The sequence below is a fragment of the Pseudomonas sp. CVAP#3 genome, assembly GCF_018986375.1.
Taxonomy (GTDB): Bacteria; Pseudomonadota; Gammaproteobacteria; order Pseudomonadales; family Pseudomonadaceae; genus Aquipseudomonas; species Aquipseudomonas helvetica.
This window is the reverse complement of the sequence record NZ_JAHMSC010000003.1, coordinates 385,042-399,700: the sequence shown is the minus strand read 5'-3', so window position 1 is coordinate 399,700 and position 14,659 is coordinate 385,042. Positions and strand designations below refer to the sequence as shown.

18 protein-coding genes are annotated in these 14,659 nt (G+C 57.8%); 17 read left to right on the top strand and 1 reads right to left on the bottom strand.

Annotated elements, in window-relative coordinates; all coding sequences use genetic code 11:
- Position 1: 1 nt before the first annotated feature.
- Complete coding sequence (locus tag KRR23_RS08040; protein WP_216742047.1) at positions 2 to 208, top strand: SlyX family protein; 207 nt, start codon at positions 2 to 4, stop codon at positions 206 to 208.
- Positions 209 to 293: 85 nt separating this feature from the next.
- On the opposite strand, the gene KRR23_RS29295 is transcribed toward KRR23_RS08040, so the two are convergent.
- Positions 294 to 896, bottom strand: coding sequence for a cold-shock protein (locus tag KRR23_RS29295; protein WP_054593717.1), 603 nt, complete (start codon positions 894 to 896; stop codon positions 294 to 296).
- Positions 897 to 1,553: 657 nt separating this feature from the next.
- Here KRR23_RS29295 and KRR23_RS08030 point away from each other — a divergent pair.
- The 16 genes from KRR23_RS08030 (at position 1,554) to queC (ending at position 14,638) form a co-directional block, all read left to right on the top strand.
- The gene (locus tag KRR23_RS08030) at positions 1,554 to 1,901 is read left to right on the top strand and encodes a ribbon-helix-helix domain-containing protein (protein ID WP_253911963.1); all 348 of its coding nucleotides are present in this window, start codon (positions 1,554 to 1,556) and stop codon (positions 1,899 to 1,901) included.
- A gap of 180 nt (positions 1,902 to 2,081) precedes the next feature.
- Positions 2,082 to 2,303 (top strand): FmdB family zinc ribbon protein, encoded by a 222-nt coding sequence (locus tag KRR23_RS08025; protein ID WP_010457489.1) that lies wholly within the window; start codon positions 2,082 to 2,084, stop codon positions 2,301 to 2,303.
- Positions 2,304 to 2,411: 108 nt separating this feature from the next.
- Complete coding sequence (gene aspS / locus KRR23_RS08020; protein WP_054593716.1) at positions 2,412 to 4,187, top strand: aspartate--tRNA ligase; 1,776 nt, start codon at positions 2,412 to 2,414, stop codon at positions 4,185 to 4,187.
- Positions 4,188 to 4,316: 129 nt separating this feature from the next.
- Positions 4,317 to 5,078 carry a YebC/PmpR family DNA-binding transcriptional regulator gene (locus KRR23_RS08015; protein ID WP_123584221.1) on the top strand — a complete coding sequence of 254 codons (762 nt, stop codon included), beginning with the start codon at positions 4,317 to 4,319 and terminating at the stop codon, positions 5,076 to 5,078.
- Between the two features lie 203 nt (positions 5,079 to 5,281).
- A complete protein-coding gene (gene ruvC, locus KRR23_RS08010) occupies positions 5,282 to 5,806 on the top strand; it encodes a crossover junction endodeoxyribonuclease RuvC (protein ID WP_019693260.1) in 525 nt (174 codons plus the stop codon).
- A gap of 118 nt (positions 5,807 to 5,924) precedes the next feature.
- Positions 5,925 to 6,533 (top strand): Holliday junction branch migration protein RuvA, encoded by a 609-nt coding sequence (gene ruvA / locus KRR23_RS08005; RefSeq protein ID WP_054593714.1) that lies wholly within the window; start codon positions 5,925 to 5,927, stop codon positions 6,531 to 6,533.
- The gene (ruvB, locus tag KRR23_RS08000) at positions 6,534 to 7,595 is read left to right on the top strand and encodes a Holliday junction branch migration DNA helicase RuvB (protein ID WP_123584222.1); all 1,062 of its coding nucleotides are present in this window, start codon (positions 6,534 to 6,536) and stop codon (positions 7,593 to 7,595) included.
- A gap of 139 nt (positions 7,596 to 7,734) precedes the next feature.
- On the top strand, positions 7,735 to 8,202 hold the full coding sequence (ybgC, locus tag KRR23_RS07995) for a tol-pal system-associated acyl-CoA thioesterase (RefSeq protein ID WP_019693257.1): 468 nt from the start codon (positions 7,735 to 7,737) through the stop codon (positions 8,200 to 8,202).
- On the top strand, positions 8,192 to 8,887 hold the full coding sequence (gene tolQ, locus KRR23_RS07990) for a protein TolQ (protein WP_054044990.1): 696 nt from the start codon (positions 8,192 to 8,194) through the stop codon (positions 8,885 to 8,887). Before ybgC ends, tolQ begins: the two co-directional genes overlap by 11 nt.
- Positions 8,888 to 8,910: 23 nt before the next feature.
- Entirely contained in the window at positions 8,911 to 9,363 is a 453-nt protein-coding gene (gene tolR / locus KRR23_RS07985; RefSeq protein WP_162174768.1) for a protein TolR, read from the top strand.
- The gene (tolA, locus tag KRR23_RS07980; protein WP_216742046.1) at positions 9,363 to 10,442 is read left to right on the top strand and encodes a cell envelope integrity protein TolA; all 1,080 of its coding nucleotides are present in this window, start codon (positions 9,363 to 9,365) and stop codon (positions 10,440 to 10,442) included. Before tolR ends, tolA begins: the two co-directional genes overlap by 1 nt.
- Positions 10,443 to 10,459: 17 nt before the next feature.
- Positions 10,460 to 11,740, top strand: coding sequence for a Tol-Pal system beta propeller repeat protein TolB (tolB, locus tag KRR23_RS07975; protein WP_216742124.1), 1,281 nt, complete (start codon positions 10,460 to 10,462; stop codon positions 11,738 to 11,740).
- 52 nt (positions 11,741 to 11,792) lie between these two features.
- The gene (gene pal / locus KRR23_RS07970; protein ID WP_019693252.1) at positions 11,793 to 12,290 is read left to right on the top strand and encodes a peptidoglycan-associated lipoprotein Pal; all 498 of its coding nucleotides are present in this window, start codon (positions 11,793 to 11,795) and stop codon (positions 12,288 to 12,290) included.
- 6 nt (positions 12,291 to 12,296) lie between these two features.
- A complete protein-coding gene (gene ybgF / locus KRR23_RS07965; protein ID WP_216742045.1) occupies positions 12,297 to 13,127 on the top strand; it encodes a tol-pal system protein YbgF in 831 nt (276 codons plus the stop codon).
- A 169-nt stretch (positions 13,128 to 13,296) separates the two neighbouring features.
- Positions 13,297 to 13,944, top strand: a complete 648-nt coding sequence (gene queE, locus KRR23_RS07960) for a 7-carboxy-7-deazaguanine synthase QueE (RefSeq protein ID WP_216742044.1) — start codon at positions 13,297 to 13,299, stop codon at positions 13,942 to 13,944.
- A 1-nt stretch (position 13,945) separates the two neighbouring features.
- Positions 13,946 to 14,638, top strand: coding sequence for a 7-cyano-7-deazaguanine synthase QueC (gene queC / locus KRR23_RS07955; protein WP_216742043.1), 693 nt, complete (start codon positions 13,946 to 13,948; stop codon positions 14,636 to 14,638).
- Positions 14,639 to 14,659: the final 21 nt, after the last annotated feature.

Here is a 14,659-nt window from a genome sequence, read left to right as displayed (position 1 = left end):
CATGAGCCTGGAAGAACGCGTTACCGATCTTGAAAGTCGTCTGGCATTTCAGGATGACACTATTGAAGCGATGAATGATGTGCTGGTGACGCAGCAGCGAGTGGTCGAACGCTTGCAGTTGCAAATGGCCGCGTTACTCAAGCGCCAGGAAGAGATGGTCGGGCAGTTCGAGTCTTTCGAAGAAGAAGCTCCGCCGCCACATTACTGAGTACTGGTTGCGGCAACGATTCGACAGGCAATAAAAAACCGCGATGCGCTTTGGCTGCATCGCGGTTTTTTTTGCGGTACTGAAATCAGCGGCGCGGCAAAGCGGCGATCACATCTTCAGCTTGCAGGCCCTTGTCACGGTTCATGACAGAAAACTCCACGCGCTGGCCTTCGACCAGGACGCGGTGACCTTCACCACGGATTGCACGGAAGTGCACAAAAATATCGTCTCCGGAATCGCGAGAAATGAAACCGAAGCCTTTGGAGGTGTTGAACCATTTGACGGTGCCGGTATCACGATTGGTCATGTCGTAATTTTGCGTAGCGGCAGCAGGAGAGGATTTATAAAAGCTGATGGCCAGGTGCAGAAGTACGGCGATCAGGGCGACGATGAGGCTAAGCAGGACTGCGGGCTGACCACCAATGACCGGCATCGGTGCGAGGAGGGTCAGGGTTTGCACAACAACGGCAAGCACCAGCAAGGCACTGACCAGATTTTGCAGTTGGTGACGTGGACCTTTGTTCCAGTAAGGAATAACCGGCGCGAGGGTCAGGTTGAGCAAGCCGAAGAACGCCAGGTACAGCGCGTCAGGTTGTTGCAGGTAAGGTGCGGCTTCGGTTCGCAAGCTAGGGATGAAGGACAGCAGCAAAGCCGCTGCGCCCGTTAGCAGGTGGACGATTTTCAACATTTTGATTGACTCACGTTAAGACGGATCACAAGGAAGAGCTGATTGAGCACGGTTCGCTTCTGAACAATGGGAGGCGCTGGACACGTACCCGGTATCAGCCTATGCGCTGCACCCAGGAAAATAGAGGCAGCGACACGCCTCTATTTAACAGCAAAGCCCAGGCCTTCTCAAATCAAGTGCAGAGGGCGCGGCGGCGGGGGAGGGAGGCGGTTTGCGCGGTACTGTCTGCAGGTGTTGCCTGAAGGCTTGTTCTAGAGAGCTCGATCGGCTTTTTTGCTTGCTGCAGGCAGATAAAACGCCCTGGGTTTGCGGATTCAGGGTGTCGTTCTTCTATAGAGGGGGGAGAGTCGAGCGAGTGTCAGGTGGTGCCCCGGCGCCGTCAGTGCTTCCCCTGTCCGTGGTGGGAGATGATTCTCTGACAGGGCGACGTCTGAGCCTTTTTCGGCTGTTTTCGCTCGGCGGTTTTGATTTTTCCTGCGCTGAATTTCTGCTTTATAGACAGATGTAGGACCGTGTTAATGGTCTCCCTAAGGTTGTTGGCTTGTCCTACGTTGATGGTCATAAAGTCATCTGGATATAACTATCCGCCTGCGTTTCTATAAGGAAACAGAGGGTTGCTCTCGTTGAAAGCAAGTATGACAAAGGAGTGTCAACGGTATGAGTCAAGGAATAGGGCAAGGGACAATCGAAGTCGCTCGGTTTCAAGATGTAAGGCAGGAGGGGAAGAGAGATCCTTTTGTTCGGGAGTTTGATATGGGGCTGGCGCGCCCACTGTCCAGATCGGTCCGTTTGAATGGATTTGCCACCTGTTTGCGCCTTGAGCAGGTCTATTGGGATATTTTGGCCAGGATGGCGAAAATCAACTGTTGCTCGGTGAGCGCTTTGCTTTCCTACGTTGATAGAGAGGTGCACCTGCGTCATGGCGGGGTAAAGAATTTCAGCGGGCTGGTCCGGGTGGTGTGCGTTGTACACAGTTTGAATGGGGACTCCTGTAGCGTTGAATGACGTGCGGCTACGTGATGGGGACGGCCCGCGTGGTCAGGTGTCGTGTCGTCGGCGGATCCGGGTGAGCATACGCCTGTGCAGTGTTACGGCTGCACAGGCTCGATTTAATGGATATAATCCCGCCCTTTGCCGCGAAACCCGACGTTTGCGCGGTAATAATCTGATTGCCGAGACAACCCCATGCCGATGTACGACTATCAATGTGCTTCCTGTGGTCATCAGTTGGAAGCCATTCAGAAGATCAGCGCAGCACCGTTGGTCGACTGCCCTGCCTGCCAGGCACCCGAATTGAAAAAGATGCTGTCCATGCCAGGCTTCCGCCTCAGCGGCACCGGCTGGTACGAGACCGATTTCAAAACCGGTTCGAAGAAGAATCTGGCCGGCGGCGACAAAGCTGACTAAGTTGAACGACACGCGTGAGCTCTTGCATCATCAGGCACCTTATTGAAGTGCGGTGGTGCGGCAAGGCCTCCAAACGAATTTCGAATTACGAGAAGTGAAACCACTACCATGATGCGCAGCCATTATTGCGGCCAACTGAACGAAAGCCTGGAAGGTCAGGAAGTTACCCTTTGCGGATGGGTCCACCGTCGTCGTGACCACGGCGGGGTGATCTTCCTCGATATCCGTGATCGTGAAGGTCTGGCCCAGGTGGTGTTCGATCCGGATCGCGCCGAAACCTTCGCCGCCGCCGACCGTGTGCGCAGTGAATACGTGGTCAAGATCACCGGTAAGGTGCGCCTGCGTCCAGCCGGTGCCGGTAATGCCAACATGGCTTCGGGCATGATCGAAGTGCTGGGCTACGAGCTGGAAGTATTGAACGAAGCGGAAACCCCGCCGTTCCCGCTCAACGAATTCTCCGACGTTGGCGAAGAAACCCGCCTGCGTTATCGCTTTATCGACCTGCGTCGTCCGGAAATGCTCGAGAAGCTGCGTCTGCGTTCGCGCATGACCACCAGCATCCGTCGCTACCTGGACGAGAATGGCTTCCTCGACGTCGAGACGCCGATCCTGACTCGTGCAACCCCAGAGGGCGCACGTGACTATCTGGTGCCGAGCCGCACTCACGCAGGTAGCTTCTTCGCCTTGCCGCAATCGCCGCAGCTGTTCAAGCAACTGCTGATGGTCGCCGGCTTCGATCGTTACTACCAGATCGCCAAATGCTTCCGCGACGAAGACCTGCGTGCCGACCGTCAGCCGGAATTCACCCAGATCGACATCGAGACCAGCTTCCTCAACGAAGCCGAGATCATGGGCCTGACCGAAGGCATGATCCGCAACCTGTTCAAGGAAGTGCTGGGTCTGGAATTCGGTGAATTCCCGCACATGACCTGGGACGAGGCCATGCGTCGTTACGGTTCCGACAAGCCGGACCTGCGTAACCCGCTGGAACTGGTTGACGTTGCCGACCAACTCAAGGAAGTTGATTTCAAGGTCTTCAGTGGCCCGGCCAACGACCCGAAAAGCCGTATCGCCGCTCTGCGCGTTCCAGGCGGGGCGAGCATGCCGCGCAGCAAGATCGACGACTACACCAAGTTCGTCGGCATCTACGGTGCCAAGGGCCTGGCGTACATCAAGGTCAACGAGCGCGCGAAGGGCGTCGAGGGGCTGCAATCGCCTATTGTCAAAAATATCCCTGAAGCCAACCTCAATGTGATCCTCGATCGCGTTGGCGCGGTTGATGGCGACATCGTGTTCTTCGGTGCCGACAAGGCCAAGATCGTCAGCGAAGCGCTGGGCGCACTGCGGATCAAGGTCGGTCACGACCTGAACCTGCTGACCTGCGAGTGGGCACCGATGTGGGTTGTCGACTTCCCGATGTTCGAAGAGAACGACGACGGCAGCTTCACTGCCTTGCACCACCCGTTCACCGCACCGAAGTGCACACCGGAAGAGCTCGAAGCCAACCCGGCGACCGCTCTGTCCCGCGCCTACGACATGGTGTTGAACGGCACCGAGCTGGGTGGCGGTTCGATCCGTATCCACCGCAAGGAAATGCAGCAATCGGTCTTCCGCCTGCTGGGTATCAGCGAAGCGGAACAGGAAGAGAAATTCGGCTTCCTGCTCGATGCCCTGAAATACGGCGCGCCGCCGCACGGTGGCCTGGCTTTCGGCCTCGACCGTCTGGTGATGCTGATGACCGGCGCCCAGTCGATCCGTGAAGTGATTGCCTTCCCGAAAACCCAGAGCGCTGCCTGCGTCATGACTCAGGCTCCTGGCCTGGTCGACGCCAAGGCGCTGCGCGAGCTGCACATTCGCCTGCGCGAACAGCCTAAGGCTGAGTAAGACCGAGCACCCTGGCACATCAAGCGATGCGCCAGGGTGTCAGATCCAGATTGTGTTGCCCGCTCGCCTTCATGGGCGTGCGGGCATTGTTTTATAGAGAATTGTTTTAAAGAGAATTCGGAGCGAGTTATGGCGGGTCATTCCAAGTGGGCGAACATCAAGCACCGCAAAGAACGTCAGGATGCCAAGAAGGGCAAGATTTTCACCAAGTGGATTCGTGAACTGACTGTCGCGGCCCGTCAGGGTGGCGGTGATCCGGGCTCCAACCCGCGTTTGCGTCTGGCGCTGGACAAAGCCCTTGGCGCGAACATGAGCCGTGACATCATCGATCGCGCGGTGGCTCGTGGTGCTGGCGCTGCCGACACCGACGACATGGTCGAGCTGAGCTACGAAGGTTACGGTCCGGGCGGCGTAGCGGTGATGGTCGAGTGCATGACTGACAACCGCAACCGCACCGCAGCGGCTGTCCGTCACGCCTTCAGCAAATGTGGCGGCAACCTGGGGACCGACGGTTCGGTGGCCTACCTGTTCGAGCGCAAGGGGCAGATTTCCTTCGGGCCTGCCACTGATAAAGAAGGCATCGACGAAGATGCGCTCATGGAAGCGGCCATGGAAGCTGACGCCGATGACGTGGTCACCCACGAAGACGGCTCGATTGACGTGTTCACTTCGTTCGCCGGCTTCTACTCGGTTCGTAACGCCCTGGAAGCTGCCGGCTTCAAAGGTCACGACGCGGAAATCGTCATGCTGCCGACCACCAGTGCCGAACTGGACCTGGAAGGCGCCGAGAAGATCCTCAAGCTGATCGACATGCTCGAAGACCTGGATGACGTGCAGAACGTTTATTCCAATGCGGATATTCCAGAGTCGGTGGCCGCGCAGCTGGGCTGAAGCGCGACGCAGATCTAGTGTGGGAGCGGGCCGGGCGGCGTTCCGATGCCCGCGATGACGTCGGCAGGCTCGACATTGATGTTGAATGTTCTACCTCTATCGCGGGCAAGCCCGGCTCCCACAGGGTTTTCGGCAGGGCTGCAAAATGTGCACCCGGCACAGCCTGCTCTGTGCTGGCCTCACTCTCTAAACCCGCAGGCGTTATGACTTTAATTCTTGGTATCGACCCCGGTTCGCGTATTACCGGTTACGGCGTGGTACGCGATACCGGCCGTGGCTGCGTGTATGTCGCCTCGGGTTGCATTCGTACCGGCAGCGGCGAGTTGCATGAGCGGCTGCAAATTGTTTACCGCGGTGTGCGTGAAGTTATCCAGACCTACGGCCCGGTCACCATGGGGATCGAAAAGGTCTTTATGGCCCGTAACGCCGATTCGGCCCTGAAGCTGGGCCAGGCTCGTGGCGCGGCCATCGTTGCCGGCGCCGAAGAAAACCTCGAAATTGCCGAATACACCGCAACCCAGGTCAAGCAGGCGGTGACCGGGACGGGCGCGGCGAATAAAGAGCAGGTGCAGATGATGGTCATGCACATGCTGAAACTGACCAGCAAACCGCAAATCGATGCCTCGGATGCCCTGGCAATCGCCATTTGTCATGCTCACACCCGTTCCAGCCTGTTACCTCATGGTCTGGGGACGGCTCGCAGTCGTGGCGGTCGCCTTCGCCTCTGATCTGATAGCATCAGCCCATTCATTTTATCCGTTGAGCGTTTTGCGCCTGTTTTGTCGGCCGCCACGCTCACTTTGGTACTCGTCAGCCAGATCTGGCCAACGCTTAAGGATTTGAAACGTGATTGGACGTTTGCGCGGCACCTTGGCTGAGAAACAGCCGCCGCACCTGATTCTGGATGTAAATGGTCTGGGCTATGAGCTGGAAGTGCCGATGACCACGCTTTATCGACTGCCGTCGGTCGGAGAGCCGATCACCTTGCACACCCATTTGGTCGTGCGTGAAGATGCCCAGTTGCTCTACGGTTTCATTGGCAAGCGTGAGCGCGATTTTTTCCGTGAACTGATCCGCCTCAATGGCGTGGGCCCCAAGTTGGCGCTGGCCTTGATGTCGAGCCTTGAAGTCGATGAGCTGGTGCGCTGCGTGCAGGCGCAGGACACATCGGCGTTGACCAAGGTGCCGGGCGTCGGCAAGAAGACCGCCGAGCGTTTGCTGGTGGAACTCAAGGATCGTTTCAAGGCCTGGGAAACCGTGCCAAGCATGTTCGCCTTGGTGCCGAATCAGCCGGATGCGCCAATACCAGTGGCCACCGCCGAAAATGACGCGGTGAGTGCGCTGATTTCCCTGGGCTACAAGCCGCAGGAGGCCAGCAAGGCGATTTCTGCCATCAAGGAGAAAGGCTTGAGCAGTGAAGACCTGATTCGTCGCGCCCTGAAGGGAATGATTTAAGTGATTGAAGCTGATCGTCTGATCGCCGCCACGGGTGGCCCCCGTGACCGCGAAGAAGTCCAGGACCGCGCGATTCGTCCCGTCAGCCTGGCCGAATACATCGGCCAACCGACCGTTCGCGAGCAGATGGAGTTGTTCATCCAGGCTGCCCGCGGGCGCAACGAGTCCCTCGATCACACGCTGATCTTCGGTCCGCCGGGGCTGGGTAAAACCACCTTGGCCAACATCATTGCCCAGGAAATGGGCGTGTCGATCAAAAGCACCTCGGGGCCGGTCCTTGAGCGTCCGGGGGATCTGGCGGCGTTGCTGACCAACCTCGAGCCGCATGATGTGCTGTTCATCGACGAGATTCATCGGCTGTCGCCGATTGTCGAAGAAGTGCTGTACCCGGCCATGGAAGACTTCCAGCTTGACATCATGATCGGTGAAGGGCCGGCGGCGCGTTCGATCAAGCTCGACCTGCCACCGTTCACCCTGGTCGGCGCCACCACCCGCGCCGGGATGCTGACCAATCCGTTGCGTGACCGTTTCGGTATCGTTCAGCGCCTGGAGTTCTATAACACCGCGGATCTGGCGACCATCGTCAGTCGCTCGGCGAACATCCTCGGCTTGCCGCTGGACCCGGAGGGCGCCTTTGAAATCGCGCGTCGGGCCCGTGGCACGCCGCGTATCGCCAACCGCTTGTTGCGCCGGGTGCGCGATTTTGCCGAAGTCCGGGCGAAGGGGCATATCACTAAACCGATTGCTGATCTGGCGCTGAACCTGCTGGACGTCGATGAGCGTGGCTTCGATCACCAGGACCGGCGTCTGCTGCTGACCATGATCGAGAAGTTCGATGGCGGCCCGGTCGGGGTGGACAGCCTCGCGGCGGCGATCAGCGAAGAGCGGCACACCATCGAGGACGTGCTGGAGCCCTATCTGATTCAGCAGGGCTATATCATGCGGACCCCGCGTGGTCGGGTCGTAACCCGGCATGCGTACTTGCATTTCGGTTTGAATATCCCGTCTCGGTTGGGTGAAATGCCTGTGGTAGACGAGTTTCTTGATGCAGTAGACGAATGACGACCTCTGCGTGCCGATTTATTTCGGCTTTGTGCGGTCCTAGGGGACTGCGATTGCCGATCTTTCGCACGAAAGTCGTTCAAGAATGAAAAAACAGTTGCCTGGCCGGATTGGCAACCTGAGGAGTAACCACTAGAGTATGCGCGCGCAAAACGGGCTTGAGTCGTTCGCACATCGTTGTCGCGTTTATTACGAGGACACCGATGCCGGCGGCATCGTGTATTACGTTAATTACCTTAAGTTTATGGAGCGGGCTCGAACCGAGCGGCTACGGGAGCTGGGCTTTGCCCAATCGCAGCTTGCTGGTGAGGACCTGTTGTTCGTCGTGCATTCCAGCGAAGCGCGCTATCACGCGCCGGCGCGACTGGACGACGAGCTTCTGGTAAGTGCAGAAGTAATCGAATTGAACCGCGTCAGCCTGCGCTTTAAACAGCAGGTCAGGCGAGCCGCGGATAATGCACTGCTCTGCGAAGGGCAGTTTTTGGTGGCCTGTGTGCGCACCCATAGTTTGAAACCCCGGGCCATTCCCGAAGCTCTACGTGCGGCCTTTGCCGACGTGAGCGGCGCGGGTACACACTCAGAGCAGGAGATAAAGCGTGGAAGCTAACGTCGTCGACCATTCCTCCATGTGGAGCCTGGTCAGCAATGCCAGCGTTGTGGTGCAGTTGGTAATGCTGATCCTGGTAGCCGCATCGGTGACCTCGTGGATCATGATCTTTCAGCGCAGTAATTTGCTGCGCGCCGGTCGACGTGCCCTGGAGAGCTTTGAAGAGCGCTTCTGGTCCGGCATCGACCTGTCCAAACTCTACCGTCAGGCCGGCAGCAACCCTGACCCGGATTCCGGCGTAGAGCAGATCTTCCGTGCAGGTTTCAAGGAGTTCTCCCGTCTGCGTCAGCAGCCAGGCGTTGATCCGGAAGCGGTCATGGAAGGTGTGGCACGTGCCATGCGCGTGGCCATTTCCCGTGAAGAAGAAAAGCTCGAGCAGAGCCTGCCGTTCCTCGCCACCGTCGGTTCCGTCAGCCCGTACATCGGTCTGTTCGGTACGGTCTGGGGCATCATGAACTCCTTCCGTGGTCTGGCAACTGCCCAGCAAGCGACCCTGGCCACCGTGGCTCCGGGTATTGCCGAGGCGCTGGTTGCAACGGCAATCGGCCTGTTCGCGGCGATCCCGGCCGTTATCGCTTACAACCGTTTCGCCGCTCGCAGCGAAACCTTGCTTAGCCGTTACTACACCTTCGCCGACGAGTTCCAGGCGATCCTGCACCGCAAAGTGCACACCAGCGAAGAATAAGCAGGTAATTCCCAATGGCTTTAATCGCTCGAGCTCGCAAAAAGCGCAAGCCGGTTGCCGAGATGAACGTGGTGCCTTACATCGACGTGATGCTGGTACTGCTGGTCATCTTCATGGTGACCGCACCGATGCTCAATCAGGGCGTGAAAGTTGATCTGCCCAAGGTTTCCAGCGAAGCCTTGCCGCAAGACAACAACACTCAGGTCCTGACCATTTCGATCAAGGCTGACAAGACCTATTACTGGAACCTTGGCAGCGAAGTCGACACCGATAAGCAGCAGGACAGGGCCATGACCCTGCCGCAGATGACCAGTGCCGTGACCAAGATCATCAGCGCGGGTAATGAAAACGGCAAGCACACCCAGGTCTTCATTCGTGGCGACAAGAGCGTCGATTACGGCTCCGTCATGGGCGCCATGGGTGGGTTGCAGAAAGCCGGGGTCGGTAATGTTGGCTTGATTACCGAGGCGCCCTGATGCAGCAACAGCGAGAGCCGACAGCCTCGGAAAGCTACTTCTGGCCTAGTGTCTGGGCGATCGGCCTGCACGTGCTGGTGTTTGGCATGCTGTTCGTCAGTTTTTCCATGACACCGGAACTGCCGCCGGCCAAGCCGATCGTCCAGGCGACCCTGTACCAACTGAAATCGAAAAGTCGGGCGACTACCCAGACCAATCAGAAGATTGCGGGTGAAGCGCAGAAATCCGCTGCGCGCCAGACCGAAGTCGAACAGATGGAACAGAAGAAGGTCGAGCAGGAAGCGGTGAAGGCTGCGGAACAAAAGAAAGAAGCGGCGGCTCAAAAAGCCGAGGAAGCCAAGAAGGCCGACGAGTCGAAGAAAGCGGAAGAGGCGAAAAAGGCTGATGAAGCCAAGAAAGCCGATGAAGCGAAGAAGACCGCCGAAGCCAAAAAGGCCGAACAGAAACAATTGGCTGATATAGCCAAGAAGAAAGCTGAAGAAGAAGCCAAGAAAGCCGCTGAAGAAGAGGCCAAGAAAGAGGCCGCTGAAGAAGCGAAGAAAAAGATAGTCGAAGACGCGAAGAAGAAAGCCGCGGAAGACGCCAAGAAGGTAGCTGAAGCGAACGAGGCGAAGAAAAAAGTCGCCGAGGATGCGAAGAAGAAAGCTGCTGCCGATGCTGCGAAGAAAAAATCGCAGGAAGCGGCGCGTAAATCTGCCGAAGAGAAAAAGGCTCAGGCCCTGGCTGATTTGCTTTCCGACACGCCGCAGCGTCAGCAAGCCTTGGCCGATGAGCAGGGCGATGAAACCGCGGGCAGTTTCGACGATCTGATTCGTGCTCGGGCAGCGGAAGGTTGGGCTCGTCCTCCTTCGGCACGCAAAGGCATGACGGTTGTGCTGCAAATCGGCATGTTGCCCGATGGTACGGTGACTTCGGTCAGCGTGGCCAAGTCCAGTGGCGATGGTCCGTTTGACTCGTCGGCTGTGGCAGCGGTCAAGAATATTGGACGTTTGACAGAAATGCAGGGAATGAAGCCGAGCGATTTCGCTCCGTATCGTTCATTCAAGATGACATTCACACCTGAGGATCTAGCCTTGTGAGAAACCTTCTTCGAGGAATGCTTGTCGTTATCTGCTGCCTGGCAGGGATGGCGGTAGCAGACGAAAAAAACATTCTGGTCACCAGCGGCAGTGATCGGGCTACCCCGATCGCAGTCGTACCGTTCGGCTTCCAGGGCGGCACCGTCCTGCCGGACGACATGGCCGAAATCATTGGTAATGACCTGCGTAACTCGGGCTACTACTCGCCAATTCCAAAGCAGCAAATGATCAGCCAGCCGAGCCAGGCCAGCGAAATCATTTTCCGTGACTGGAAGGCGATCAGCGCCCAGTACATCATGGTCGGCAGCATTGTTCCGGCAGGTGGTCGCCTGCAGGTGCAATACGCACTGTTCAACGTCGCGACCGAGCAGCAAGTGCTGACCGGTAGCGTGTCGGGTGGCGTCGATCAACTGCGCGACATGGCGCACTACATCTCCGATCAGTCGTTCGAAAAGCTGACCGGCATCAAGGGCGCGTTCTCCACACGCCTGCTGTATGTAACGGCCGAGCGCTTTTCGGTGAACAACACGCGCTACACCCTGCAGCGTTCGGACTACGACGGTGCTCGTGCCGTGACCCTGCTGCAATCGCGTGAGCCGATCCTGTCGCCGCGTTTCGCTCCGGATGGCAAGCGCATCGCCTATGTGTCGTTCGAGCAGAAGCGTCCGCGCATTTTCATGCAGAACATCGACACCGGTCGCCGCGAGCAAATCACCAACTTCGAAGGCCTGAACGGCGCACCAGCCTGGTCGCCGGACGGTACTCGCCTGGCGTTTGTGCTGTCCAAGGACGGTAACCCGGACATCTACGTGATGAACCTGGCTTCGCGTCAGATCAATCGTGTGACGGCTGGTCCTGGCATCAACACCGAACCGTTCTGGGGCAAGGATGGTTCGACCATCTACTTCACCTCCGACCGTGGCGGCAAGCCGCAGATCTACAAGACCAACACCAATGGTGGTGGTGCGGAGCGTGTGACCTTTATCGGTAACTACAACGCCAACCCGAAACTGTCGGCTGACGAAAAGACGCTTGTCATGATTCACCGTCAGGATGGCTTCACCAATTTCCGGGTGGCGGCTCAGGATTTGCAGCGCGGTAGTGTAAAGATCCTGACAGACACCAACCTAGATGAGTCAGCCACTGTTGCGCCCAACGGCACCATGGTAATCTACGCCACCGCCCAGCAGGGCCGGGGAGTCTTGATGCTCGTGTCCATCAATGGACGCGTAAGGCTCCCGCTTCCTACCGCTCAAGGCGAAGTCAGAGAACCTTCCTGGTCCCCTTACCTGAACTGACGCGGCGCTACACGTTTTACTTAACACATTGGGGTTCATTAGGAGTTTCACGATGGAAATGCTGAAGTTTGGTAAGTTTGCTGCGCTGGCCCTGGCCATGGCTGTAGCTGTAGGTTGCTCGTCCAAAGGCGGCGACAACGCCGGTGCAGGCGCTGTAGATCCAAACGCTGGTTACGGCGCTAACACTGGTGCAGTTGACGGCTCCCTGAGCGAAGAAGCTGCTCTGCGCGCAATCACCACCTTCTACTTCGAATACGACAGTTCGGACCTGAAGCCAGAAGCCATGCGCGCTCTGGACGTTCACGCCAAAGACCTGAAAGCAAACGGCGCTCGCGTTGTTCTGGAAGGCAACACCGACGAACGTGGTACTCGTGAGTACAACATGGCACTGGGCGAGCGTCGTGCGAAAGCCGTTCAACGCTACCTGGTACTGCAAGGTGTTTCCCCAGCTCAGGCGGAACTGGTTTCCTACGGTAAAGAGCGTCCAGTTGCTACTGGCCACGACGAGCAGTCCTGGGCTCAAAACCGTCGCGTCGAACTGCGTAAGTAATTCGTCATGCGAACGTGCCGTCGTGCTGTAACTGTTCTGGCTCTCAGTCTTGCACCGCTTGCGGTGTGGGCTGCGGTTCCTGTGGTCGATGACAACTCCGGTTATAACAATAGCGGGAGCAGTTATCCGCCTGCGGGTTACGGTACGAACGGCGCCTATGCCGGGGGAGGGGTTACGGCCCCTGCCTCGGCACAGGGCGTGCTGTTCAACCAACTGCAACAAATGCAGGAACAAATCGCGCGCCAACAAGGTGCAATCGAAGTTCTGCAAAATGATGTAGCGCGCATGAAGCAGGAAAACCTGGAGCGATACCAGGATCTTGATCGGCGTATTGGAACCGGCGGTGCACCCGCTGCGGCTCCTCAAAATTCTCCAGCCGGTGGCGATATGAATGCCGCCGGTGCAGCTGCAGGTGCGAGTGCTGCCACTCAACCCCCTGCGGCCAGCAGCGAACCGGGTGATCCGGCGAAGGAAAAGCTCTATTACGATGCGGCCTTCGACCTGATCAAAGCCAAGGATTTCGACAAGGCCAGCCAGGCGTTTGCGGCATTCCTGCGCAAATACCCGAACAGTCAGTACGCGGGCAATGCCCAATACTGGTTGGGCGAAGTGAATCTGGCCAAGGGCGACCTGCAAGGTGCAGGTCAGGCTTTTGCCAAGGTTTCGCAGCTGTACCCCAAGCACGCCAAAGTGCCTGACTCGCTGTACAAGCTCGCTGATGTAGAGCGCCGCCTGGGTCATACCGACAAGGTCAAAGGCATTCTGCAGCAGGTGGTTTCCCAATACCCGGGTACTTCCGCCGCTCAGCTGGCCCAACGCGATCTGCAGCGCATGTAAGGCTGTTTGACCCGTTTACAAGAAACCCGCGCTTGCCGCGGGTTTTTTCGTTAGAATTCACCCCCCTTTTTTATGAAACACCGCTTTTTGGGATCTGCGCGTTGGCGGGGTTCCTTTAAGTGCCTGACGGAGGCGGACAGCCTGTTTAGCTGTTACGCCCGTGGCGACTATGCAAGACACATTGAGAATTACCGAAGTTTTTTACTCGTTGCAGGGTGAAACGCGGACTGCCGGGCTGCCCACTGTATTTGTGCGCCTGACCGGTTGCCCATTGCGTTGCCAATACTGCGACAGCGCCTATGCCTTCACTGGCGGCACCGTTCGCCCGCTCGACGATATCCTCGAGCAAGTGGCCGGCTTTCGTCCGCGCTACGTCTGTGTCACCGGCGGTGAGCCGTTGGCACAACCTAACGCTATCCCTTTGCTCAAGCAGCTGTGTGACGCCGGTTACGAGGTGTCGCTGGAAACCAGCGGCGCCCTGGATATTTCGGCGGTTGATCCACGGGTCAGCCGAGTGCTCGACCTGAAAACACCCGGGTCGAAAGAAGCGCATCGCAATCTCTACGAGAACATCGCACTGCTGACGGCCAACGATCAGGTCAAGTTCGTGATCTGCTCTCGCGAAGACTACGACTGGGCGGTGTCCAAGCTGATTCAGTACGGTCTTGGCCAGCGTGCCGGCGAAGTCTTGTTCTCGCCGAGTCACCATGACTTGAGCGCGCGAGAGCTGGCTGACTGGATTGTCGCGGACAACCTGCCGGTGCGCCTGCAATTGCAGCTGCATAAATATCTTTGGAACGACGAGCCAGGGCGCTGAAATGACTGAACAACTGAACACTACTGAAAAACGTGCGGTCATCCTGCTGTCGGGCGGTCTGGACTCGGCAACGGTCGTGGCGATGGCCCGTGCTGACGGCTACAGCTGCTACACCATGAGTTTCGACTATGGTCAGCGCCACCGCGCCGAGTTGCAGGCTGCCGAACGTGTAGCGCGCGATCTGGGCGTGATCGAGCATAAGGTGATTGGCCTGAACCTGAACGGCATTGGTGGCTCGGCATTGACCGACAGTTCCATCGATGTGCCTGAGGCGCCGAGCGAAGGTATCCCGATCACTTACGTGCCGGCCCGCAATACGGTGTTCCTGTCCCTGGCATTGGGCTGGGCTGAGGTGCTCGGTGCGCGCGACATTTTCATCGGCGTGAATGCGGTGGATTATTCCGGATACCCGGATTGCCGTCCCGAGTTCATCGAAGCCTTCGAGCGCATGGCTAATCTGGCGACCAAGGCCGGGGTAGAGGGGAACGGTTTCCGTATCCAGGCACCGCTGCAAAACCTCAGCAAGGCGCAAATTGTCCAGGCAGGCGTGAAGCTTGGCGTCGACTATGCACTGACGGTTTCCTGCTATCAGGCGGACGATAATGGCCGTGCATGCGGCAAGTGCGACAGCTGCCGTCTGCGTGCAGAAGGCTTCCTGGCGGCCGGAATCAGCGACCCAACCGCTTATTTTTGATTTATTTCAAATTAGGTGTTG

Excerpts from the sequence above, each read along its gene's own strand:
- KRR23_RS08025 (WP_010457489.1), top strand. The coding sequence starts at position 2,082 with ATGCCGATGTACGACTATCAATGTGCTTCCTGTGGTCATCAGTTGGAA.
- KRR23_RS08015 (WP_123584221.1), top strand. The coding sequence starts at position 4,317 with ATGGCGGGTCATTCCAAGTGGGCGAACATCAAGCACCGCAAAGAACGT.
- ybgF (WP_216742045.1), top strand. The coding sequence starts at position 12,297 with ATGCGAACGTGCCGTCGTGCTGTAACTGTTCTGGCTCTCAGTCTTGCA.
- KRR23_RS08030 (WP_253911963.1), top strand. The coding sequence starts at position 1,554 with ATGAGTCAAGGAATAGGGCAAGGGACAATCGAAGTCGCTCGGTTTCAA.
- KRR23_RS29295 (WP_054593717.1), bottom strand. The coding sequence starts at position 896 with ATGTTGAAAATCGTCCACCTGCTAACGGGCGCAGCGGCTTTGCTGCTG.
- pal (WP_019693252.1), top strand. The coding sequence starts at position 11,793 with ATGGAAATGCTGAAGTTTGGTAAGTTTGCTGCGCTGGCCCTGGCCATG.
- tolA (WP_216742046.1), top strand. The coding sequence starts at position 9,363 with ATGCAGCAACAGCGAGAGCCGACAGCCTCGGAAAGCTACTTCTGGCCT.
- tolB (WP_216742124.1), top strand. The coding sequence starts at position 10,460 with ATGCTTGTCGTTATCTGCTGCCTGGCAGGGATGGCGGTAGCAGACGAA.
- KRR23_RS08040 (WP_216742047.1), top strand. The coding sequence starts at position 2 with ATGAGCCTGGAAGAACGCGTTACCGATCTTGAAAGTCGTCTGGCATTT.
- ruvC (WP_019693260.1), top strand. The coding sequence starts at position 5,282 with ATGACTTTAATTCTTGGTATCGACCCCGGTTCGCGTATTACCGGTTAC.
- aspS (WP_054593716.1), top strand. The coding sequence starts at position 2,412 with ATGATGCGCAGCCATTATTGCGGCCAACTGAACGAAAGCCTGGAAGGT.
- queC (WP_216742043.1), top strand. The coding sequence starts at position 13,946 with ATGACTGAACAACTGAACACTACTGAAAAACGTGCGGTCATCCTGCTG.
- ybgC (WP_019693257.1), top strand. The coding sequence starts at position 7,735 with ATGCGCGCGCAAAACGGGCTTGAGTCGTTCGCACATCGTTGTCGCGTT.
- queE (WP_216742044.1), top strand. The coding sequence starts at position 13,297 with ATGCAAGACACATTGAGAATTACCGAAGTTTTTTACTCGTTGCAGGGT.